Source organism: Alteromonas sp. ABD4_190 (genome assembly GCF_056160105.1).
In genome coordinates, this window is sequence record NZ_JBSWWN010000001.1 from 1524837 (window position 1) to 1543792 (window position 18956).

General features: G+C 41.9%; 30 protein-coding genes. 27 read left to right on the forward strand and 3 right to left on the reverse strand.

The window, feature by feature from the left end:
* Window positions 1-23 precede the first annotated feature (23 nt).
* Window positions 24-992 carry an integron integrase gene (locus tag ACXAFM_RS06630; RefSeq protein ID WP_474828006.1) on the reverse strand — a complete coding sequence of 323 codons (969 nt, stop codon included), beginning with the start codon at window positions 990-992 and terminating at the stop codon, window positions 24-26.
* Window positions 993-1278: 286 nt separating this feature from the next.
* On the opposite strand from ACXAFM_RS06630, the gene ACXAFM_RS06635 reads away from it, so the two are divergent.
* From ACXAFM_RS06635 to ACXAFM_RS06735, 21 genes are all read left to right on the forward strand, one after another.
* Window positions 1279-1644, forward strand: a complete 366-nt coding sequence (locus ACXAFM_RS06635; RefSeq protein ID WP_474828008.1) for a hypothetical protein — start codon at window positions 1279-1281, stop codon at window positions 1642-1644.
* Between the two features lie 115 nt (window positions 1645-1759).
* Window positions 1760-2131 carry a GNAT family N-acetyltransferase gene (locus ACXAFM_RS06640; RefSeq protein ID WP_474825957.1) on the forward strand — a complete coding sequence of 124 codons (372 nt, stop codon included), beginning with the start codon at window positions 1760-1762 and terminating at the stop codon, window positions 2129-2131.
* A gap of 1062 nt (window positions 2132-3193) precedes the next feature.
* Window positions 3194-3616, forward strand: coding sequence for a GNAT family N-acetyltransferase (locus ACXAFM_RS06645; RefSeq protein ID WP_474828010.1), 423 nt, complete (start codon window positions 3194-3196; stop codon window positions 3614-3616).
* A gap of 120 nt (window positions 3617-3736) precedes the next feature.
* The gene (locus ACXAFM_RS06650) at window positions 3737-4108 is read left to right on the forward strand and encodes a GNAT family N-acetyltransferase (protein WP_474825957.1); all 372 of its coding nucleotides are present in this window, start codon (window positions 3737-3739) and stop codon (window positions 4106-4108) included.
* A gap of 127 nt (window positions 4109-4235) precedes the next feature.
* Complete coding sequence (locus ACXAFM_RS06655; protein ID WP_474835551.1) at window positions 4236-4601, forward strand: DUF7674 family protein; 366 nt, start codon at window positions 4236-4238, stop codon at window positions 4599-4601.
* A 141-nt stretch (window positions 4602-4742) separates the two neighbouring features.
* Window positions 4743-5201 (forward strand): DUF4262 domain-containing protein, encoded by a 459-nt coding sequence (locus ACXAFM_RS06660; RefSeq protein WP_474828012.1) that lies wholly within the window; start codon window positions 4743-4745, stop codon window positions 5199-5201.
* Window positions 5202-5322: 121 nt separating this feature from the next.
* A complete protein-coding gene (locus tag ACXAFM_RS06665; RefSeq protein WP_474833872.1) occupies window positions 5323-5634 on the forward strand; it encodes a hypothetical protein in 312 nt (103 codons plus the stop codon).
* Window positions 5635-5751: 117 nt separating this feature from the next.
* Window positions 5752-6126 carry a hypothetical protein gene (locus ACXAFM_RS06670; protein WP_474833874.1) on the forward strand — a complete coding sequence of 125 codons (375 nt, stop codon included), beginning with the start codon at window positions 5752-5754 and terminating at the stop codon, window positions 6124-6126.
* Between the two features lie 146 nt (window positions 6127-6272).
* Window positions 6273-6791: a hypothetical protein gene (locus ACXAFM_RS06675; protein WP_474833875.1), complete on the forward strand. Its 519-nt coding sequence runs from the start codon at window positions 6273-6275 to the stop codon at window positions 6789-6791.
* A 93-nt stretch (window positions 6792-6884) separates the two neighbouring features.
* Window positions 6885-7325 carry an ankyrin repeat domain-containing protein gene (locus tag ACXAFM_RS06680; protein WP_474833877.1) on the forward strand — a complete coding sequence of 147 codons (441 nt, stop codon included), beginning with the start codon at window positions 6885-6887 and terminating at the stop codon, window positions 7323-7325.
* Between the two features lie 1041 nt (window positions 7326-8366).
* Window positions 8367-8849, forward strand: a complete 483-nt coding sequence (locus ACXAFM_RS06685; RefSeq protein WP_474825198.1) for a hypothetical protein — start codon at window positions 8367-8369, stop codon at window positions 8847-8849.
* 113 nt (window positions 8850-8962) lie between these two features.
* Window positions 8963-9277 carry a hypothetical protein gene (locus ACXAFM_RS06690; protein WP_474833879.1) on the forward strand — a complete coding sequence of 105 codons (315 nt, stop codon included), beginning with the start codon at window positions 8963-8965 and terminating at the stop codon, window positions 9275-9277.
* A gap of 109 nt (window positions 9278-9386) precedes the next feature.
* On the forward strand, window positions 9387-9812 hold the full coding sequence (locus ACXAFM_RS06695) for a hypothetical protein (protein ID WP_474833881.1): 426 nt from the start codon (window positions 9387-9389) through the stop codon (window positions 9810-9812).
* 1083 nt (window positions 9813-10895) lie between these two features.
* A complete protein-coding gene (locus ACXAFM_RS06700; protein ID WP_474828022.1) occupies window positions 10896-11114 on the forward strand; it encodes an addiction module protein in 219 nt (72 codons plus the stop codon).
* A 3-nt stretch (window positions 11115-11117) separates the two neighbouring features.
* The gene (locus ACXAFM_RS06705; protein ID WP_105933275.1) at window positions 11118-11414 is read left to right on the forward strand and encodes a type II toxin-antitoxin system RelE/ParE family toxin; all 297 of its coding nucleotides are present in this window, start codon (window positions 11118-11120) and stop codon (window positions 11412-11414) included.
* Window positions 11415-11542: 128 nt separating this feature from the next.
* Entirely contained in the window at window positions 11543-12049 is a 507-nt protein-coding gene (locus ACXAFM_RS06710) for a DUF2199 domain-containing protein (RefSeq protein ID WP_474833883.1), read from the forward strand.
* Window positions 12050-12175: 126 nt separating this feature from the next.
* Window positions 12176-12706, forward strand: coding sequence for a hypothetical protein (locus tag ACXAFM_RS06715; protein WP_474833885.1), 531 nt, complete (start codon window positions 12176-12178; stop codon window positions 12704-12706).
* A gap of 1387 nt (window positions 12707-14093) precedes the next feature.
* Entirely contained in the window at window positions 14094-14435 is a 342-nt protein-coding gene (locus ACXAFM_RS06720) for a hypothetical protein (RefSeq protein ID WP_474833887.1), read from the forward strand.
* 124 nt (window positions 14436-14559) lie between these two features.
* Entirely contained in the window at window positions 14560-14925 is a 366-nt protein-coding gene (locus tag ACXAFM_RS06725; RefSeq protein WP_474833889.1) for a DUF7674 family protein, read from the forward strand.
* A 166-nt stretch (window positions 14926-15091) separates the two neighbouring features.
* Entirely contained in the window at window positions 15092-15328 is a 237-nt protein-coding gene (locus tag ACXAFM_RS06730; RefSeq protein WP_474833891.1) for a DUF4160 domain-containing protein, read from the forward strand.
* Complete coding sequence (locus ACXAFM_RS06735) at window positions 15309-15575, forward strand: DUF2442 domain-containing protein (RefSeq protein WP_390609594.1); 267 nt, start codon at window positions 15309-15311, stop codon at window positions 15573-15575. Before ACXAFM_RS06730 ends, ACXAFM_RS06735 begins: the two co-directional genes overlap by 20 nt.
* Before the next feature lie 85 nt (window positions 15576-15660).
* Here ACXAFM_RS06735 and ACXAFM_RS06740 read toward each other — a convergent pair whose 3' ends face one another.
* Window positions 15661-15963 carry a type II toxin-antitoxin system RelE/ParE family toxin gene (locus tag ACXAFM_RS06740; RefSeq protein ID WP_474833892.1) on the reverse strand — a complete coding sequence of 101 codons (303 nt, stop codon included), beginning with the start codon at window positions 15961-15963 and terminating at the stop codon, window positions 15661-15663.
* Window positions 15960-16202, reverse strand: a complete 243-nt coding sequence (locus ACXAFM_RS06745; RefSeq protein WP_014978218.1) for a type II toxin-antitoxin system ParD family antitoxin — start codon at window positions 16200-16202, stop codon at window positions 15960-15962. The genes ACXAFM_RS06740 and ACXAFM_RS06745 overlap by 4 nt, the downstream gene beginning before the upstream one ends.
* A 217-nt stretch (window positions 16203-16419) precedes the next feature.
* On the opposite strand from ACXAFM_RS06745, the gene ACXAFM_RS06750 reads away from it, so the two are divergent.
* The 6 genes from ACXAFM_RS06750 to ACXAFM_RS06775 all read left to right on the forward strand — a co-directional run bounded on the left by ACXAFM_RS06750 (window position 16420) and on the right by ACXAFM_RS06775 (window position 18949).
* A complete protein-coding gene (locus tag ACXAFM_RS06750; protein ID WP_334022385.1) occupies window positions 16420-16698 on the forward strand; it encodes a type II toxin-antitoxin system RelE/ParE family toxin in 279 nt (92 codons plus the stop codon).
* Complete coding sequence (locus ACXAFM_RS06755; protein WP_474828029.1) at window positions 16698-16991, forward strand: HigA family addiction module antitoxin; 294 nt, start codon at window positions 16698-16700, stop codon at window positions 16989-16991. Before ACXAFM_RS06750 ends, ACXAFM_RS06755 begins: the two co-directional genes overlap by 1 nt.
* Before the next feature lie 138 nt (window positions 16992-17129).
* A complete protein-coding gene (locus tag ACXAFM_RS06760; protein WP_474833894.1) occupies window positions 17130-17411 on the forward strand; it encodes a hypothetical protein in 282 nt (93 codons plus the stop codon).
* A 120-nt stretch (window positions 17412-17531) separates the two neighbouring features.
* Window positions 17532-17810, forward strand: a complete 279-nt coding sequence (locus tag ACXAFM_RS06765) for a hypothetical protein (RefSeq protein ID WP_474828035.1) — start codon at window positions 17532-17534, stop codon at window positions 17808-17810.
* 135 nt (window positions 17811-17945) lie between these two features.
* Window positions 17946-18374, forward strand: coding sequence for a hypothetical protein (locus ACXAFM_RS06770; protein WP_474833896.1), 429 nt, complete (start codon window positions 17946-17948; stop codon window positions 18372-18374).
* A 47-nt stretch (window positions 18375-18421) separates the two neighbouring features.
* Entirely contained in the window at window positions 18422-18949 is a 528-nt protein-coding gene (locus tag ACXAFM_RS06775) for a hypothetical protein (protein ID WP_474833898.1), read from the forward strand.
* Window positions 18950-18956: the final 7 nt, after the last annotated feature.

Sequence of the window (18956 nt, forward strand, 5' to 3'; positions counted from 1 at the left end):
TTTGTTGCAGCGCATATTTAAAATCAAAAAGCTAAATTAGAAAGTGGGCTGACTACACCATTCGCCCCTTGTTGAAGTATGTGTGTATAGATTTGAGTAGTTCTAACATCGGCATGCCCTAACTGGTCTTGCACCGTTCTGATATCTGCACCTGACTGCAGCAAATGTGTAGCTATTGAATGACGAAGTGTATGAGGCGTAACATGCTTAATTATTCCCGCATCACTTGAGGCGCGACTTACGGCACGCTGTATCTGTTTCTCATCTATATGATGTCGCCGCAATAGCTTACTTTCTGGATCAATACTTAATTTTGATGCAGGAAACAAATATTGCCACTCCAGCGTTTTATTGCGCTGCTGATACTTTTCCCTCAACCCGTGCGGGATCCAAGCTCCAGCAAAGTCTGGCACCATCAAATCTCGTTGCAGAAGTTTTTCACTTTCACTGATATGATTTTTTAAAAGTGGAATCAGCGATTCCGACAGCGTTACCACTCGATGCTTGCCCCCTTTCCCAAACCAAATCCTCACACACTTGTAGTCGAAGTCTATGTCGCCCGCTCTAAGGCGAACACACTCCATTAACCGAAGCCCACTTCCATAAAGAAGTGCTACCGCTAAGTAATGATGGGTAGGCACTCTACCAAGCAATGCTTTTACTTCTAACTGGGTTAGCACAACCGGTAGTTTTCTTTCCCTTCCGCTTCCCACAAAGTTCATGTCTGTAGGTAGCGGCTGCTCTAAATACTTGTTGTAGAGAAAAACCAGCGCATTTAGTGCAGTAGCTTGTGTAGACCGCGCATTTTTTCGCTTGGTGGATAAATGCGTAAGGTATGCTTCAACATGCAAAACGTCGAGATCTTTCGGGTGCTGAAATTTGTGAAAACGAATGTAGTCTGAAATCCAGTTGATATAGGTTTGTATGGTACGCTTTGCATAGCGCTTGAGCATCATGTGCTCGTACAGGGATTTAATAAACTGAGACTTCATGTTCGACTCCAAAATAAAAAAGTCTATTTAAAAAATCACAACGAGATAACTGACTTTAGTACCTGTTTTATTGCAAGAGTATTCACGAAATACCCCAAATTCACCTGCAACCCGATTTGGTGTTTTTAACCTTTGAGCAAAATACACCAAAAACGTATTTTACTAATCCTATCGATAGGTTATGGTTTAACCATATTTAAAACCAAACGGACAAAAACCCCGTTCTGGTTCGTTAAATCGCCCCGTTTAGGGAACGATTAAATTGTTATGTTTTTCAGGGGAACATGTGTACTTAGGTGATTGGGATAAGGCAATAATAAGGAGCTTACTGACATCTAGTTTACTATTGCCAGCGATCTTTCTTATCCGCGCAAGTAACTTACAAAGTTCCGAAATCCCCGGATTAATAGCAACTTTTTCGCTCTATATTGGAGTTTTCCTACTGGTATCTATAGCAGGCTGGTTAATTATCGGGTTTCCAGTTCACTGGCTGGCTTGTAAGTACAAAAAAACAAACTATTTGTTTTACATGGTTTTACCAGTTACCTTTTTACTGGTAAGTGGTACTACTAACGGCCCTTGGATACTTGGCGTAATTGCTTCGGTTCAGGCTTTAATGTTTCGGTATGTTGTTTTTAAAAACAAAACATAACAAAAAAATCAAGCTCGCCCGCTGCGCGGGCTGGGACGCAAACATGTGGGCTGCTCACTTCGTTCGGATTTTAGCCCACATGCCTGCGCCCCTTATTTAAAAGTTAGGTGCTCTCATGGATATAATAGAAATGGAGTTTCAGGATAGGTTGCCCTTTGGTTTTTCACTCCTCTGTAAAGTAGAAAACGAATTAGTGGGCAAGGCTCACGTCAGTATTAAGGGTAATGATGGTGTTCTTTCGGACATCATAGTTATAGAGAGAACACACTATAATTACTCTTTTTTTTCATCTAAGAAGACAATTGTTTCCCACAGGAATAAAGGCTACGGCACTTTATTGCTGAAATCAGTTATTGCACACTGTAAACGAATTGGCCTAAACAAACTGACAGGAAAGATTGTTGGAGAAACAAATCGATTAGAGCAATGGTACTTCAAAAATGGTTTTTCTGTCGTAAATGGTCAAATTATAAAGGTCTTATCGTGAACGCACCTAACAACTCAATAAACTCACTCACTTCGTTCGCTGGGACACATACACGCAGGGCGGCTTCGCCATTATGCCCTACGTGCCTGCGCCCGTTATTGAAAAGTTAGGCGTCATTTACTTACAGCATTAAATGTGGCTTCAGACGTGACACTCCATCATCAAGGTTGTTTCGCTAGGGTGTCTTTACAGCTTACTTTTTCGGTAGTTTCAACGGCTTTAGCAACGTGCTTTTCATCAACACCGCAACGCCAACATTCTGCATCACCAGTATTCTAAACTCGCTCTTTTATCCAGCATTTTCTCTAACATCTGGCATTTCGCACTGGGTTGTTTTATCTTAAATTCAATAATTTAAATACGCGGTCTATTTGGCTAGTGGTGGCAGCAAAGCTGCGTACGTTCCTTTGTACGCCTAACAAAACGCTGTTGGCACTCCCTCCGGTCGCTGGGACGCTAACACGTGGGCTGACTCACTTCGTTCGGATTTTAGCCCACGTGCTAGCGCCCCAAAGCTTAGCGTTATAAGCCACAGGGAATTTGAGTTTGGCAATATTATTTATAAGCGTATTTGTTTGTACATTTTTATGGATTGAACTTCATTACTATGTAATCAATCGGTACGGAAACAGAGCGGCAATCGTTTTGTCGTTAGTAGGGTTGCTTTTGGGATTTCTCTACTCATATTTTTCCTCGTCATCAATGTACGCGCGAGAGACAAAGCAAATAGCCCTGATAAGCTTCAGCGTAATAGTATTTGTAGTTCCAATTATCGTATGTCATTTTTTAACGTGGCTTACGCAAAAAAATAGTGCCAATACACGTCATGTGATTTCTGCTTTCTTGGCATTTATTAATTGTTTTTTATGGCCATTTTTTGCTTTGGTTACCGGTTGTTATGTGCAACTAGATTGTATTTAATACGGCTTATAACAAACGCATTAACCACTCGCTGCGCTCGCTGGGGACAAAAACACGTAGGCTCCCTCGCTTCGCTCGTAATTGTAGCCTACGTATTTTTGCCCGTTATGCGGGCGTTATACCCTCTGAAGGATCGATAGAATGAAAGGGATTAATATAAGTACAAGCCACGATGACTTAGACATCGAATTAATCCACTCCTTTGTGGCGAACTCCTATTGGGCAAAAAACATCCCGCTTTCAACATTACAAAAATCTATAGACAATTCTCTTGTATTTGGAGCCTATGCAACCGGGGGAGACCAAGTTGGTTTCGCTAGAGTTATTACAGACAGAGCTACATTTGCATATCTAAGCGACGTTTTTGTAATAGAGAAGTTTCGTGGTCAAGGGGTAAGCAAACAACTTATGGAAAACATATCATCCCATCCAGACCTACAAGGTCTCCGTAGGTTTATGCTAGCAACAAGTGACGCACACGGATTGTACTCGCAGTTTGGTTTTACATCTGTTGAAAACCCTGAGAAGTTGATGCAAATTTTAACGCCTGGCATATATGATTAGGCACGGGTATAACAACCCAATCAACACACTCACTGCGTTCGCTGGGACGCATACACGCGGGGCGGCTGCGCCATTATGCCCCACATGTCTGCGCCCGTTATTGGAAAGTTAGGTGCTCTCATGGATATAATAGAAATGGAGTTTCAGGATAGGTTGCCCTTTGGTTTTTCACTCCTCTGTAAAGTAGAAAACGAATTAGTGGGCAAGGCTCACGTCAGTATTAAGGGTAATGATGGTGTTCTTTCGGACATCATAGTTATAGAGAGAACACACTATAATTACTCTTTTTTTTCATCTAAGAAGACAATTGTTTCCCACAGGAATAAAGGCTACGGCACTTTATTGCTGAAATCAGTTATTGCACACTGTAAACGAATTGGCCTAAACAAACTGACAGGAAAGATTGTTGGAGAAACAAATCGATTAGAGCAATGGTACTTCAAAAATGGTTTTTCTGTCGTAAATGGTCAAATTATAAAGGTCTTATCGTGAACGCACCTAACAACTCAATAAACTCACTCACTTCGTTCGCTGGGACACATACACGCAGGGCGGCTTCGCCATTATGCCCTACGTGCCTGCGCCCGTTATTGAAAAGTTAGGTGCTTCTGGTAAATCAATGGCTAAATCAGAAATAAGACGATTCTTAAAAGAAATCCGCACTAAATTTCCTGACGCTGTTCCTCTTATGGAAAAACATGAGAGTTGGGCGCTTACATTTCTAATGGAAGAGTTCGCAAATTTGACAACTATTTTGTTAAACCAAGGCGACTTAGAAGAAGCACTTGAGCAGTTGCAGTACATGAGCAAGAAACTAGATACTGCAACCAAGGCGGAATTCGAGTACATAGATGTATATTATACAGAGCACTTATTCTGGAAAGGTACCAAAGAAGGTATTGAACGTGGCTGGCCTCTCGTACCAGATAATCTCAGAAAATTGTACTTGGACTTTCATGGTCAACCACCTAGGGAAGTGATTTAAAAATGCACGCACCTAACAAAAAAATCAAGTTCGCCCGCTGCGCGGGCTGGGACGCAAACATGTGGGCTGCTCACTTCGTTCGGATTTTAGCCCACACGTCTGCGCCCCTTATTTAAAAGTTAGGGCTCACAAGGAAGTTTTATGAACCAAGCAGAAATTAAGATTATAGAAAATATAGAAAAATACGGATGCCATGTTACTTCTGTATTTGACCCCAAAGAAGAAGATCCTAATTTCACTTATACCGTCGGCATCAACAAACAGGAAAGTCGCCCAGAAGTGCTCATCCTTGGTTTAAGAAGTGAATTGTCCTCCTGGATCGCAAATGAATATAATCGCCGCGTCCAAGAAGGAGAAACTTTTACAGAGGACGGCTTTTATGAAGGGTTTCTCGATGGATTTGAAGTTTGTTTTAAACCTGTAGCAAAGAGGTTTAAAGAAGAGTTTATGCTTTCGTGTAATTGGCTATATGAGGGTACTAGTTACCCAGCACTTCAGCTAATCTTTCCTACCGTCCATGGCATTTGGCCGTGGGAAGCAAATGCCTCAGACAGCTTTAAAGCACTGCAACCAAGTTTTCAGGAAGTCTCAGCATGGTGAGCCCTAACAAACCGCTGTTGGCACTCCCTTCGGTCGCTGGGACGCAAACACGGGGCCGCTTCGCGATTATAGCCCCGTGCCTGCGCCCCAAAGCTTAGCGTTATAAGACAAAGGGAATTCAGTGAACAAGGTTGTTATCAGTATCCTTTCAATATTACTCCTACTAACCAACTTGTTTTGGATGTATCGGAGTTTGGATAACGGCGTCTCTTTAACTTACATGGAAGCAAGCCTAGAAACCCAAACTAAAATATCGGAGCAACTGTTCGTTCTAATTAACGCGCAGCTTATAGGTAAAAGTATCAACGAAGTTAATAATATTGTTCCACTGGATATTTATGGCTCTTCACCATTCATAAAAGATGATTGTTTATATTATGGTGGCGTATGCCTTATTGTTGGTACCAATGGCACTATTCAAGGTTTTAAGTAACATGTCTTATAACAAAAAAATCATGTCGCCCGCAGGCGGGCTGGGACACAAACAGGCAGGCGGCTTCGCCATTGTAGCCTGCCTGTTTGTGCCCCATATTTAGGTGTTAGGTGCCAAGTGAAATTACTGTTGATTATTCTTGCGGTATTACCGTTTTATGTAAAAGGAGCAGATGACGTGCAGTGGCCTTCCCTAAAGGAAATTCCATTCGTATCTGGCAGAGTCGCGACAGAAGACGACATTAATCGCGGTGCAGCCGTTTTCCTACTCCAATCGGAAGGTGTAAACATCGGCACTCCGATGGATATTGAACTTCCTCAGTACGCTACTCACTATGACGAAGAATCAGGTGTAAAAACCAATGTTGTTTTGATTCAAGCGGAAAAAGCGGACAATTATGAGTATTACGGTGCCTATACTTTTGAGGATGGCGGTTATTTCATAGGTTATTCCGACGAATTTACTTTGCTTGGCAATGATGTTTCAAACTAAGTCAGAAGCACCTAACAATCGCATAAACTCGCTCGCAAGCTCGCTGGGACAAAAACACGTAGGCTCCTTTCGCTTCGCTCGGTATTATAGCCTACGTCTTTTTGCCCGTTATGCGGGCCGTTAGCTGCTTGAAGGATTTAATGGACATGGATTTTCATACTAAATTGCAAAACGCAGAGTTTTGGTTTACACAAGCGTCTCAAATGCTTGAAGCATCTAAGGCTTTATTTAACTCAATGATTTCAAGGGATTCATCAGATGAATTTCGGGTTGGTGCGCATAAAGGCTCTCTTTTTTTACTAGGAATAGCTACTGAGAATGCTTTCAAAGGAGTTTTGGCTTTTAAAGAAGAACTGAAAATTGAAAACGATAGACTAAAATCAATTACCCCAAAAGGTGTTTCTCCCCATGACTTGGAATGGCTTTCAGAAAAAATAGGCCATACTTTTTCTGAAAAGGAAATAGAGTTGTTTAAACGCTTAAGTGTATACACCATCTGGGCCGGTAAATACGGAACACCTCTAAAGAAAAGTGACTTCATAAAAGATAAAGGGGCACTATTTCAGAGTGAATCCGATTACGATGTTATATCTGACGTTATTTCAAGGCTCAAAATCGAAGCTGGATTCAATAAGAATTCAGGATGGCCTTCACTACGCAGCTAACAAACGCATAAACTCGCTCGCGGGCTCGCTGGGACAATAACACGTAGGCTCGGTCGCTTCGCTCCCATTTTAGCCTACGTGTTATTGCCCGTTATGCGGGTGTTATGTTGCGGGGTAAATGTGGATTCTTACGGAAGGAATAAGCTTCATTACCTGATCATCGACTCACCTATTGCAGAACATCCAGCAGGTATCAAAGAGTTAGTCGATAAGGGAATTAACGTTAATGCACAGGATATTAATGGATGGTCCGCGCTACATTTTGCAGTACAGGAACAATCGTATACTGCTGTAAAAGCTTTACTAGAAAATGGAGCTGACACAGACTTACTTGAATCAAACGGTAATAGCGCTCTTCATAAAGCTGTTTTTTATTCCAACAATAATAATGACATTATCTCTCTATTACTGGTTTATGGCGCTAATCCAGATACAGTTAATAACCATGGTGTTACACCAAGATCGCTTGCTCAAGTAGTGGAAAATTCGAGTATTGTGGCTCTTTTTAACAAATGCAACATAACAAAAAACTAAAGGCGCTCGCGCTGCTCGCTGGGACGCTAACACATGGGCTGCGTCACTTCGTTCCTAATTTTAGCCCATGTGTTATCGCCCCTTAGTTGGGCGTTAGACACTTGTCATGGATATCACATTAACAGATCCCGCTATACCTCTCTTTCATTTTGAGGTCATCAAAAATGTCTCCATTGCAGCGGCATTTTTAAGTATTGTTGTTGGCCTAATTTATAAGGTTAAATACAATACAGCTTTGAGTTTATATAAAATCATTTTGTTTTCTCCTGTGGTACCAATATTGTGTACATACTATGGTTACAAACAATATCTTGACGTTTTTTACGCCCTTTATAACAAAGGGAGTGGGACTATCGAATTACGCTATGTATACCCTGCAAATAAGCACATAGTATTGGATAATCCAAAATCAACTTTCGATCCGGATAGCAGAAGCCGAAGCTGTAGGCTAGTTTTCAGAAAAAACGGAAAAAAATATAGTAGTGCTAGGGCTAATGACGTATCTATATGCAAACAAATTTCGAGATCGCTTTAAGTACGTGTCTAACAAACAACTGTTGCCACTCACTGCGTTCGCTGGGACAAAAATACGTAGGCTCCCGTCGCTTCGCTCCTTATTTTAGCCTACGTACTTTTGCCCCAAAGTTGGGTGTTAGGCGTCATTTACTCACAGTATTAAAATGTGGGTTCAGCCGTGACATTCCAGCATCAAGGTTGTTTCGCTAGGTTGTCTTTACCGCTGGCTTTTTCGGTAGTTTCGACGGCTTTAGCAACCCGCTTGTTATCAATACCGCAACGCCAACATTTAACATCATCAGTCTTCTAAACTCGCTCTTTTATCCAGCAATGTCCTTAACATCTGGCATTTCGCACAGGGTTGTTTTATCTTAAATTCAATAATTTAAATAAGTGGCCGTATCGGCTAACAAAACGCTGTTGGCACTCCCTCCGGTCGCTGGGACGCTAACACGTGGGCTGGCTCGCTTCGCTCGGATTTTAGCCCACGTGCTAGCGCCCCAAAGCTTAGCGTTATAAGCCACTATGAAAACAGTAACTTCACTTCCTGATGATGTAATAAACGAAGGTTCATTCTTCGTAGAAACTTATAAGCGTAAGATGTTAGGTTTTATGGCTCCAGCATTCGCATATTTTTTAATCCCTAAGGACTTAAATATCGAAGCTGTTTTGTTTGTTGTAATTTTTTACTTTTACGTGTTATTCCTGTCAAATGTCTCTAGAATTCTTTGGCAGTTTGCCCGTTTAACTTGGGCAAAACTGTTTGGCTCTTTAATATTTGGGTTACTTGCTGTCACATTCTTCAGGTTCTTCGATATTAACCATTGGCTCATCCATGAGGTAGGGTACATACCTGAAGGTGAGGTAAAGCAAAACTTTGCGGCCATATTCTTTGTGCCATTTGTCGCTGCATACTTTGACTCTTTCAAAAACGTAGAGTTAGCCTTTTATCGTTCAAAGGGTTATGAGTATCAAGGATGGCTAAGTGGTAATTTTGGTGGCTTATAACAAACGCATTAAATCGCTCGCAAACTCGCTGGGACGCTAACACATGGGCTGCGTCACTTCGTTCCTAATTTTAGCCCATGTGTTATCGCCCTTTATGCGGGTGTTAAATGCCAATGGAAGCTACAAAAACAACATCATTTTTGGCTGGAGTATTACTAGTACTCAGCGACACTGTTATTGAGTTTTATTCTCTTCCAGGTGGAGTTTTCGCTTTTACCTTTTTCACCTTAATTTTTTTGCTGGTTATTGGTAAGCAAATTATTGGAGAGTGTCAGCGACAACTTCGTACAGAATATGATTTTGATAAAAAACCATGGTTTGAACCTGATGCATTGCGTTTTGCAGTTAATACTTTTACACGTATATTATTCTTTTTATTGGGTTTTATATCTGCGGCAGAATCGATGAAGTTGGTGATTGGCATTTAACAAACGCATTAACCACTCGCTGCGCTCGCTAGGGACAAAAACACGTAGGCTCCCTGCGCTTTGCTTGGTATTGTAGCCTACGTGTTTTTGCCCGTTATGCGGGTGTTATATGCCTATGCAAAGATTGCTTCTTCTTTTTATATTGGCTTGCTCGTCGTACTTTACACGAGCAGATCAAGTTATCTATGAGCTTGGTTCTTATCGGGATAAATCGCTACTTACTTATTCTCAAAGCTCGCTAAAACTCATTGCTATCAAAGGTGGAAGTGAATCAGTTCTTTGTTCTAGTGTAATTTCAGAAGATACGCTTGCTCACTCATTAGAGTTTTTCAAAGAGGCAGGTATCATTAGCTGGGAACCAACGTATTTTTCGGAAGGTAAAATGGATGGCATAGTATTTAAACTATCGGTCGAAATTAATAACGTTAGTATTTCAAGTATGGGGCATTTAGACAGTGCCCCAAAAAGACACTGGCAACTAGTGAGATACTTTAATCAATTATTGGTTGTAAATGGCTGCTCAAAAAGCATATAACAAAAAAATTAAGTCACTCACTTCGTTCGCTGGGACGCAAACATGCGGGGCGGCTTCGCCATTATGCCCCACATGTCTGCGCCCCTTATTTAAAAGTTAGGTTTTCTATCGAACATTGCAGGGTTGGCAGTGCCATCCCTAGCAGTGAGGGGCGCACAGACGCTTATGGATCCCGTGGATGCGGGAATACCCTCTAAGTATCTGTGGTACCACGCCTCGCCAACTGGGTTGGTACCCCGGGCGGCAATCCACGGAATGGGCCTCGAAATCCATCCGTGGCGTCACGGCCAGTGACGTAAAACCTAGGTTTTAATTTCCTAGGTCGGCCTAGGAGTTATCGAGCAAACAATATGTTTACTTTTAAAACTCCTACATACGAGGTTACTGTAAATGTTGCTGCAATAATTAGAGCTTTAGGGTTAATTATCGTGCTTCTGTAACCGTTGGCGGGGTCACTTTTGTGGCCCCAAGCCAAAAACCTAACAAACGCATTAAATCGCTCGCAAGCTCGCTGGGACGCTAACACATGGGCTGCGTCACTTCGTTCCTAATTTTAGCCCATGTGTTATCGCCCTTTATGCGGGTGTTAGGCGTCATTTACTCACAGCATTAAAATGTGGGTTCGTACGTGACATTTCAGCATCAAGGTTGTTTCGCTAGGTAGTCTTTACAGCTCGCTTTTTCGGTAGTTTCAACGGCTTTAGCAACGTGATTTTCATCAACAGCGCAACGCCAATATTCAACATTACTTGCCGTCTAAACTCGCTCTTTTATCCACCAATGTCGTTAACATCTGGCATTTCGCACAGGGTTGTTTTATCTTAAATTAAATAATTTAAACACGCGGTCTATTTGGCTAGTGGTGGCAGCAAAGCTGCGTACGTTCCTTTGTACGCCTAACAAAACGCTGTTGGCACTCCCTCCGGTCGCTGGGACGCTAACACGTAGGCAGGCTCGCTTCGCTCGGATTTTAGCCCACGTGCTAGCGCCCCAAAGCTTAGCGTTAGCCGCTACTTGTAAATCCAGCCTTTCACTTCTCTTTTTTAGTGGTAATATCAAATCATACCCAACGGGAGTTATTTTATGTCTGATGCATTAAAAGTGTTGCTTGAAAATATCGAGCAACTCAGCACTAAAGAGAAAGCACTTGCTGCCCACTGTCTTTTAACGGCTATGGATACCAAGATTGATAGCGATGTGGAATCCGAGTGGTTAATACTTGCAGAATCTCGCAGCGCAGAGCTAGAGTCTGGTGCGGTAAAAAGCATTAGTTGGGAAGAGATAGAAAAGGATCTTAATTAAAAGATGCTGCCTGTTTCCTTTCACCCGGAGGTTAAAAGGGAAATAAAAGAGTCGTTTGATTGGTATCAAGAACAGTCATTGGGGTTGGGTCACGAATTTACCCAAGAACTCAAGGAAGCCATCGATTCAGTTAGCTCTTTGCCATCGGCATGGACAAAAATGGGGCAAACACATCGACGCTTTGTCTTAAGCAGGTTCCCATACTCTATTATTTATAAAATTATCGAAAACCGGGAAATTAGTGTGGTAGCTATTATGCACAACCACCGAAAACCAGGGTATTGGCACGAACGCGGCTAACAATACGCTCAAGCCACTCCCTCCGGTCGCTGGGACGCTACCATGTGGGCTGACTCACTTCGTTCGGATTATAGCCCACACGCTAGCGCCCCTTAGCTTAGCGTTAGCCAAAAAGTAGAATCAGAGATATGGCAGGAATTTTTAGTTTTAAATGCTCTTGTTGTGGAAAGCAACACGAAGGTTCACCTAGCTTTGGGTTTAAAGCACCTGATCCTTGGTTAGGGCAACCAGAGGAAGTAAAGCAGGAAGGAAAAATCGGCGACGATCTTTGCTATTACACTGATGAAGACGGTACGCATTATTTTGCACGAGTGATAATTGAAATACCCATTCATGGAGTAATAGAGCCTTTCATGTGGGGCGTGTGGGTTTCGCTTAGCAAAGAAAGTTACGAGCATTACTTGGAAACATGGGACGAGCCAGACACTGAAAGGGCTTACTTTGGTTGGTTTTGCAGCAAATTACCTTACTACGAAAGCACACATTCGTTGGCTACCGACGTTCACCCGCAGGCTGATGGTGCTCGACCTTACCTTTGTTTGCACGAGGTAGATCATGAGTTTTACCACGATTTCGTAAACGGTATTAGTATCGAGAAAGCGCAAAAAATCTCTGAGGTTGCAATGCATGGCTAACAAGCCGCTGCACCGGACAAATTTTACTGTCACCTTTTTTGTTCCAAAAAAGTCGCCATCAAAATTTGCTCGGTGAGCCGGGCGTTATATGTTTCTTGATATTGGTGCATATTCAAAGAAAATCAAATGTTTAAATATGAAACACCTCCATGGGGAGCTAAGTTAATTTGCTTTTGTTATCTGGTTGTATCTTGTTTGATGCTGTTTGCTTTTTACACTTATGGTAATTGGGCAGGTAATTCTCCTGTAGTTTTTAAGTACATTTTTGTTATGTTAGGTTTGATCTTCATGTTCCCGGCTTTAAAGCCAAGTAACTGGCGTGGTTGGGTTTACTTTTCAGCAGACAATCGAGGGATAAGTTTCCCAACTTCATTCGATGAAGTTAACAATCAGTCGTCTCTTAATGTTGCATGGGAAAATGTGGGTGTTATAAAAAGTGAAACCCTTCATGGTCAGGTAAAAGGAATTACAATAGAGTTAAATATTTCACAAGCTGATATTGATTTACACTTTCGAAAAACAGATCTAACAAATAAATTTTTAGGCTTAAACAATAAAAGAGGTAACTTTTTTGTCATTGCATACGCAAACAATGCGTTTCAAAAAGTTTCTAGTGTTGTAAACACATTAAATGAAATTAAGCGCTCAAACATATAACAAACGCATTAAGGGCGGACGCAAAAAGCTTGGCTGCGCTCATTCTTCGCTTAGTATAGCCAAGCTTTTATGCGCCACTTATGCGGGCGTTATGCATTACCGATAGAACTATAAGCACTCAGACGACAAGGAAAGTTTAAAAGCGTGTTTTCACTCAAAGCTCTCTTACCCAATTATTCATTCAATTGGTTTTGGATGTTTGTAAGCTTGTTTCTCACAATATGGCTGGGACACCAAATTCTTGCCGCTGCTTTTCACCAAGAGATACTCAATCTACGAACTACCAATTCTGTTTCCTTAACCGAGTCTCCTTTCTGGTTTTCTTTTGTAGTATTGTTTAAATTTACCGCTTGGTCGTTTGCGCTTTGGTACTTCGTCTTTAGCACCAGATATTTACTACAGAGGAAGTAATGCATAACAACTCAATCAACTCACTCACTACGTTCGCTGGGACGCATACACGCAGGCGGCTTTGCTATTATCGCCTGCGCGTCCGCGCCCCATATTTGGAAGTTAGGCGTCATTTACTTACAGCATTAAAATGTGGGTTAAACCGTGACATTCCAGCATCAAGGTTGTTTCGCTAGGTTGTCTTTACCGCTGGCTTTTTCGGTAGTTTCAACGGCTTTAGCAACGTACTTTTCATCACACAGCAACGCCGACATTCTGCATCACCAGTCTTCTAAACTCGCTCTTTTATCCAGCAATGTCGTTAACATCTGGCATTTCGCACAGGGTTGTTTTATCTTAATTTCAACAATTTAAATAAGTGGCCTTATCGGCTCGTGGTGGCAGCAAAGCTGCGTACTTACCTTTGCACGCCTAACAAAACGCTGTTGGCACTCCCTCCGGTCGCTGGGACGCTAACACGTGGGCTGGCTCACTTCGTTCGGATTTTAGCCCACGTGCTAGCGCCCCAAAGCTTAGCGTTAGGCGTCATTTACTTACAGCATTAAAAAGTAGGTTTAACTGTGACATTCCAGCATCAAGGTTGTTTCGCTAGGTTGTCTTTGCGGCTAGCACATATTGCTGTTTAAGCGACTTTAGCAACGTGCTTTTCATAAACACCGCAACGCCAACATTCACCACCCCTAGTTATCTCTACTCGCTCTTTTATCCAGCATTGGCGTTAACATCTGGCATTTCGAACAGGGTTGTTTTATCTTAAATTCAATAATTTAAACAAGCGGCCTATTTGGCTAGTGGTGGCAGCAAAGCTGCGTACGTTTCATTGTACGCCTAACAAAACGCTGTTGGCACTCCCTCCGGTCGCTGGGACGCTAACACGTGGGCTGACTCACTTCGTTCGGATTTTAGCCCACGTGCTAGCGCCCCAAAGCTTAGCGTTAGGCTTATAAAGGTTAATCGCAAATAAAAAAGGAAATTTATGAATACCACAGAACAAATACTAGAGCATCAAATTACTCATGGAGTTTTTGATACTGCGAGCTTCGAAGGAACAGAAGGAATCGCCAAACTTGCGGTATCCCAAGGGTTCGATTCCTTATCACCAAAGCAAAAAGCAGTATTAACGCCATATCTGTCTGTAACGTGTTCTGGCATTACAGACCCTGGAGGTCACCATAATGATTGCTCATTTGAGTTAACTGGAACCGACTTGCTAGAAGCCTACCAAAGAGCTGACGATACTGAATGCTTAGTTTGTGAAAGCTGTAACAGTGAACAGGGGTATTTTGCGCACCAGTGGGATAGGATATCTCGGGAGTAAAGCCTAACAAGCCAATAAACTCACTCACTTCGTTCGCTGGGACGCATACACGCAGGGCGGCTTCGCCATTATGCCCTACGTGCCTGCGCCCGTTATTGAAAAGTTAGGTGCTTCTTAGAAATCAATGGCCAAATCAGAAATAAGACAATTCTTAAATGAAATCTGCACTAAGTTTCCAAACGTTGTGCCACTCATGGAAAAACATGAAAAATGTGAACATCCATTCCTAATGGAAGAGTTCGCAAATTTGACAACCATTTTACTTAACCAAGGTAATTTAGAAGAAGCATTAGAACAGTTGCAGTACATGAGCGAAAAACTTGAAACTGCATCTAAAGCAGAGTTCGAATACATAGATGTATATTACACAGAGCACTTATTCTGGAAAGGTACTCAAGAAGGTATTGAATATGGCTGGCCTCTGGTGCCAGATAATCTCAAAAAACTATACTTGGACTTTCATGGCAAAGCCCCTAGAGTAGTCGTTTAAATATGCAAGCACCTAACAATCGCATAAACTCGCTCGCAGGCTCGCTGGGACAAAAACACGTAGGCTCCCTTCGCTTTGCTCAGTATTATAGCCTACGTATTTTTGCCCCTTAGTGGGAAGTTATCTTCCAATTGGCATATTTGCTCTTCTGCGATAATCTTACTGCATGCCGACAGTATTAAGATTAGGGCCTTATCGTTTCTTCTTTTATAGTAATGAAAACGGTGAACCCGCACACATTCATATTCAGCGAGAGAAGATGCTTGCTAAATTCTGGTTAAAGCCCGTTGCTTTAGCTAGCTCTACTCGTTTTCCACCGAAAGAGTTAAGAAAACTCGATCAATTGGTGGTCGAAAATAAAGAAACATTTTTGGAGGCTTGGAATGGCTATTTTAGCAGTTGAACATCACCCTCTTGCTCACTCAGTAAGTTTTGACTCAGACTCACTTATTATCAGTCTAATTGATGGCCGCTCTCTTTCTGTTCCTTTAGCTTGGTTTCCATCGCTTTCATCTGCGACTGAAGATCAACTTAAAGATTGGGAGATATTGGGTGATGGCGAAGGTATTCATTGGCCTCAATTGGACGAGGACTTAAGTGTTAATGGTCTTCTTTTGGGCAATCAAGGAAAGAAGATAACAAATCAATAAACACACTCACTGCGTTCGCTGGGACGCATACACGCGGGGCGGCTTCGCCATTATGCCCCACGTGCCTACGCCCGTTATTGGAAAGTTATGCGCCAAAGCGTACAGGATTTACATCCATACTATTATGAAGGATTCTTATGATCAAAATTTCCTGACTGCCCGTTTGTTTGTAGAAAATAACATGGCTACCTTGAGGAAATTTTCTGTATCCATCTCTTATTTCGTCGCAGCTTTTACCAATATCAGGATTTTCAGACAACATCCAAAATGAATCGTCGAATTGTTTAAGATATACATTACGCTGTTGTCGGCCCCATTTCCGTTGCGTAAACAATGCAATATCTTTTAGATCTGAGTTTGCTAGTACGGTTAACTTAAACGGTTTCACTCTTTTAATTCACCATCCAGTTCTGATATCAGATGCTCAAGGTCGTATTCAGCTTCGCCGCTTTCTTCACCTGCTACAAGTAATTGACGCAGAGTGTTTAATTTGGTTTCCTGTGTTTCTAGCAAGCGAAGAGCTGAACGAATCACCTCGCTTGCTGAACCATACCGACCAGTTTGAATTTGGCTAGCAATAAAGCCATCAAAATGGTCTCCAAGGGTAATGCTGGTGTTTTTAGCCATCTGGTTTCTCCAAGTACCAATATATACCTAATTATGGTACTTGCGCGTTGTTAGTCAATAGCGCATAACAATCACATTAAGCCGCTCGCAGGTTCGCTGGGACAGTAACACGTGGGCTCTGTCGCTTCGTTCGGATTTTAGCCCATGTGTTACTGCCCATTATGTGGGTGTTAAGCGTCAAGTTGCACCGCGTTGCGCAATGCGCTACACTCTTTCCATGATTAAGTCATTTAAACATAAGGGTCTGAAGCTGTTTTTCGAAAAAGGGAAAACTTCAGGCATACAGACTAAGCACGCGAAAAAACTTCGCATGCAGTTAGCTGCTATCCACACCGCACAAGATATCGGTGACATTGATTTACCGGGCTTCTCTCTTCATCAACTCAAAGGAGAAAGGTCAAATATTTGGTCGATATCAGTCAACGGCAATTGGAGAGTCACTTTCGAGTTCACGGATGGTAATGCTTACATCTTAAATTACGAGGATTATCACTAATGAATATGCATAACCCACCACATCCGGGTGAATTTATTGAATCCATTTACATGGAGCCACACGGTATTAGTTGCAGGACACTTGCTACCCATCTTGGTGTTGCCGCTTCAACACTAAATCGTGTAGTGAAGGGCAAAAGTGCAGTAACGCCAGAAATGGCCTTAAGGCTATCAAAAGTATTGGGGCGCAGCCCTGAAAGTTGGCTTAGCATGCAAGACAATTACGAACTTTGGCTGGCCAAACAGAACATCAACTTGGATAACGTGCAGCCAATAGATCTGCATGCCGCCTAACAATCTGCTGTAGCCGCTCGCGGGCTCGCTGGGACACAAACACGGCGGCTGTGTCACTTCGTTCCGATTATAGCCGCCGTATTTGTGCCCCTAAGTTGGGCGTTATATTTCCCTCAGAATTTAAAAAATGGAGTTTTAATGAGACCATATGCAAACTTAAAAACAAATAATTTAGGACTTGTCCTCATCATTGCTAGACTTCTCGCTTATGTGGGATTTGGCCTTTTATTTTTGTCTCTTATCGTAGCCGTTAGTAAATATAGCGAGGGTATAAATACCTTTATGCATATCTCAGCCATAAGCCTCTTGCCCCATTCTCTATGTTCTTTATTTGGGTCTTCCGTTCTTGCTTCTATAATAGCAATAGAAGAAACCCTTAAAACAAAGAGCAATCGCTCTGTAAGTGAAAATGAAATATAACAAAACGCTAAAGTCGTTCTCCTCGGTCACTGGGACGCCAATACGCGGGGCGGCTTCGCCATTATGCCCCACGCATCTGCGCCCGTTATTGAAAAGTTATACACAAGGAGGGAACCCTACGTGTCAGAAGAAAATATCAAAAAAATTGTAAAGCGATACAAACTTCTTTCATCTTTTTGGCTGTTTGTTTTTTTAATTATTGCAATGTTTGCCAACTGGGCATTAATAGACTCAAATATTCGCAACCACTCAGAGCTTGGCCTCGAGTACTATTCAAGTGACACTGGCTTTATTTGGGGCGCTATCATTGGTGGCTTAAATGTAGTTTTGCAGTTATTTTTCTACTCTCTGGAGAAAATCCTGCTCTTTTTGCAGCAAGAAAGCAGTTCTTCGAATTAAGTTGTGTATAACAAAAAAATTAAGTTCGCCCGCTGCGCGGGCTGGGACGCAAACATTTGGGCTGACTCGCTTCGCTCGGATTTTAGCCCACAAGTTTGCGCCCCTTATTTAAAAGTTAGCTGCCAGAAGGTAAGCATGGACAAAACAACAAAGACGGTAGCTATTTTTCTTCTTATTGTCGGAAGTCTTTCATTGATTTCGAATTCGGTATGGAAACCTTTTGTACAGAAAGAATCGTTAAAAATTAGTGACGATCAATTACAAGATGTTGTAAATCAGATGAATGAAATGACACCAATATTTCTAGACGACATTACTAAGTTAAATCGAGTCCGCCTTGAAGGTAGAACAATTGTTTACGAGTATATCATTGACCATTATGAATCCGAGGATCTTTTAGCTTTTGGCCCGCTTAAAGATGCGCAGTTAAATGAATACTGTAATTCAAATGAAAATAGTTATTTTTCTAAAGTGGGTGTTGCAGTGACTTCAAACTACGTAACCCGTGATGGGCGAAAATTACATAGTTTTACTATGCGACCATCTGATTGCATTGGCAGCTAACAAACGCATTAACACTCGCTGCGCTCGCTAGGGACAAAGAAAACTACATGGACTTAAAAATTGGCGATTGGATAAGAAGCTACAGTGCTGGAATTTGGCAGGTATACAAAATTTTAGAGTATAAGTGCATTAACCCAATTAACGGTGAAACGCAGAAGAAAATGACGGTATTTTCAAAACGTTTTGTATCAAATACTTTTAAAAGGTCTTTCAAGCAAGAAGGCTGCGATCCTTCTTTGGTCCGAAAACTTGATAAAGCTGAGCAAAAAGAACTGGATAATTTTATCAGTGGGAACGCTGATCTATATAAAAAGTTCAACGAACTTGAACTAGATAATATCGATTGTATTTATAACGCGCGCATCGAAATTCCCGAAGACAAATCAATTGAAAGTGTAGCGTCTAAGTTTGAGTCAACGGAATACATCAAAGACACAGACATAAAAAGCCATCTTACAAAACTAGGGTTCAATACCAATGCAATGCCATCTTGGACGGTTCAGTTTGTGTCGCCAAACTATCATTGCATTGATGGCCACTTGGCTTTTAAATTCAACAGAGTGCTGGAGTTCTAATGCCCCA

Coding starts and splice junctions, on each gene's coding strand:
- ACXAFM_RS06745 (WP_014978218.1), bottom strand. CDS start 16,202: ATGGCTAAAAACACCAGCATTACCCTTGGAGACCATTTTGATGGCTTT.
- ACXAFM_RS06685 (WP_474825198.1), top strand. CDS start 8,367: ATGAAAACAGTAACTTCACTTCCTGATGATGTAATAAACGAAGGTTCA.
- ACXAFM_RS06645 (WP_474828010.1), top strand. CDS start 3,194: ATGAAAGGGATTAATATAAGTACAAGCCACGATGACTTAGACATCGAA.
- ACXAFM_RS06640 (WP_474825957.1), top strand. CDS start 1,760: ATGGATATAATAGAAATGGAGTTTCAGGATAGGTTGCCCTTTGGTTTT.
- ACXAFM_RS06750 (WP_334022385.1), top strand. CDS start 16,420: ATGATTAAGTCATTTAAACATAAGGGTCTGAAGCTGTTTTTCGAAAAA.
- ACXAFM_RS06680 (WP_474833877.1), top strand. CDS start 6,885: ATGCGGGTGTTATGTTGCGGGGTAAATGTGGATTCTTACGGAAGGAAT.
- ACXAFM_RS06735 (WP_390609594.1), top strand. CDS start 15,309: ATGGCTATTTTAGCAGTTGAACATCACCCTCTTGCTCACTCAGTAAGT.
- ACXAFM_RS06705 (WP_105933275.1), top strand. CDS start 11,118: ATGCTGCCTGTTTCCTTTCACCCGGAGGTTAAAAGGGAAATAAAAGAG.
- ACXAFM_RS06655 (WP_474835551.1), top strand. CDS start 4,236: ATGGCTAAATCAGAAATAAGACGATTCTTAAAAGAAATCCGCACTAAA.
- ACXAFM_RS06675 (WP_474833875.1), top strand. CDS start 6,273: ATGGATTTTCATACTAAATTGCAAAACGCAGAGTTTTGGTTTACACAA.
- ACXAFM_RS06630 (WP_474828006.1), bottom strand. CDS start 992: ATGAAGTCTCAGTTTATTAAATCCCTGTACGAGCACATGATGCTCAAG.
- ACXAFM_RS06725 (WP_474833889.1), top strand. CDS start 14,560: ATGGCCAAATCAGAAATAAGACAATTCTTAAATGAAATCTGCACTAAG.
- ACXAFM_RS06650 (WP_474825957.1), top strand. CDS start 3,737: ATGGATATAATAGAAATGGAGTTTCAGGATAGGTTGCCCTTTGGTTTT.
- ACXAFM_RS06695 (WP_474833881.1), top strand. CDS start 9,387: ATGCCTATGCAAAGATTGCTTCTTCTTTTTATATTGGCTTGCTCGTCG.
- ACXAFM_RS06720 (WP_474833887.1), top strand. CDS start 14,094: ATGAATACCACAGAACAAATACTAGAGCATCAAATTACTCATGGAGTT.
- ACXAFM_RS06775 (WP_474833898.1), top strand. CDS start 18,422: ATGGACTTAAAAATTGGCGATTGGATAAGAAGCTACAGTGCTGGAATT.
- ACXAFM_RS06715 (WP_474833885.1), top strand. CDS start 12,176: ATGTTTAAATATGAAACACCTCCATGGGGAGCTAAGTTAATTTGCTTT.
- ACXAFM_RS06755 (WP_474828029.1), top strand. CDS start 16,698: ATGAATATGCATAACCCACCACATCCGGGTGAATTTATTGAATCCATT.
- ACXAFM_RS06710 (WP_474833883.1), top strand. CDS start 11,543: ATGGCAGGAATTTTTAGTTTTAAATGCTCTTGTTGTGGAAAGCAACAC.
- ACXAFM_RS06730 (WP_474833891.1), top strand. CDS start 15,092: ATGCCGACAGTATTAAGATTAGGGCCTTATCGTTTCTTCTTTTATAGT.
- ACXAFM_RS06770 (WP_474833896.1), top strand. CDS start 17,946: ATGGACAAAACAACAAAGACGGTAGCTATTTTTCTTCTTATTGTCGGA.
- ACXAFM_RS06760 (WP_474833894.1), top strand. CDS start 17,130: ATGAGACCATATGCAAACTTAAAAACAAATAATTTAGGACTTGTCCTC.
- ACXAFM_RS06690 (WP_474833879.1), top strand. CDS start 8,963: ATGGAAGCTACAAAAACAACATCATTTTTGGCTGGAGTATTACTAGTA.
- ACXAFM_RS06660 (WP_474828012.1), top strand. CDS start 4,743: ATGAACCAAGCAGAAATTAAGATTATAGAAAATATAGAAAAATACGGA.
- ACXAFM_RS06700 (WP_474828022.1), top strand. CDS start 10,896: ATGTCTGATGCATTAAAAGTGTTGCTTGAAAATATCGAGCAACTCAGC.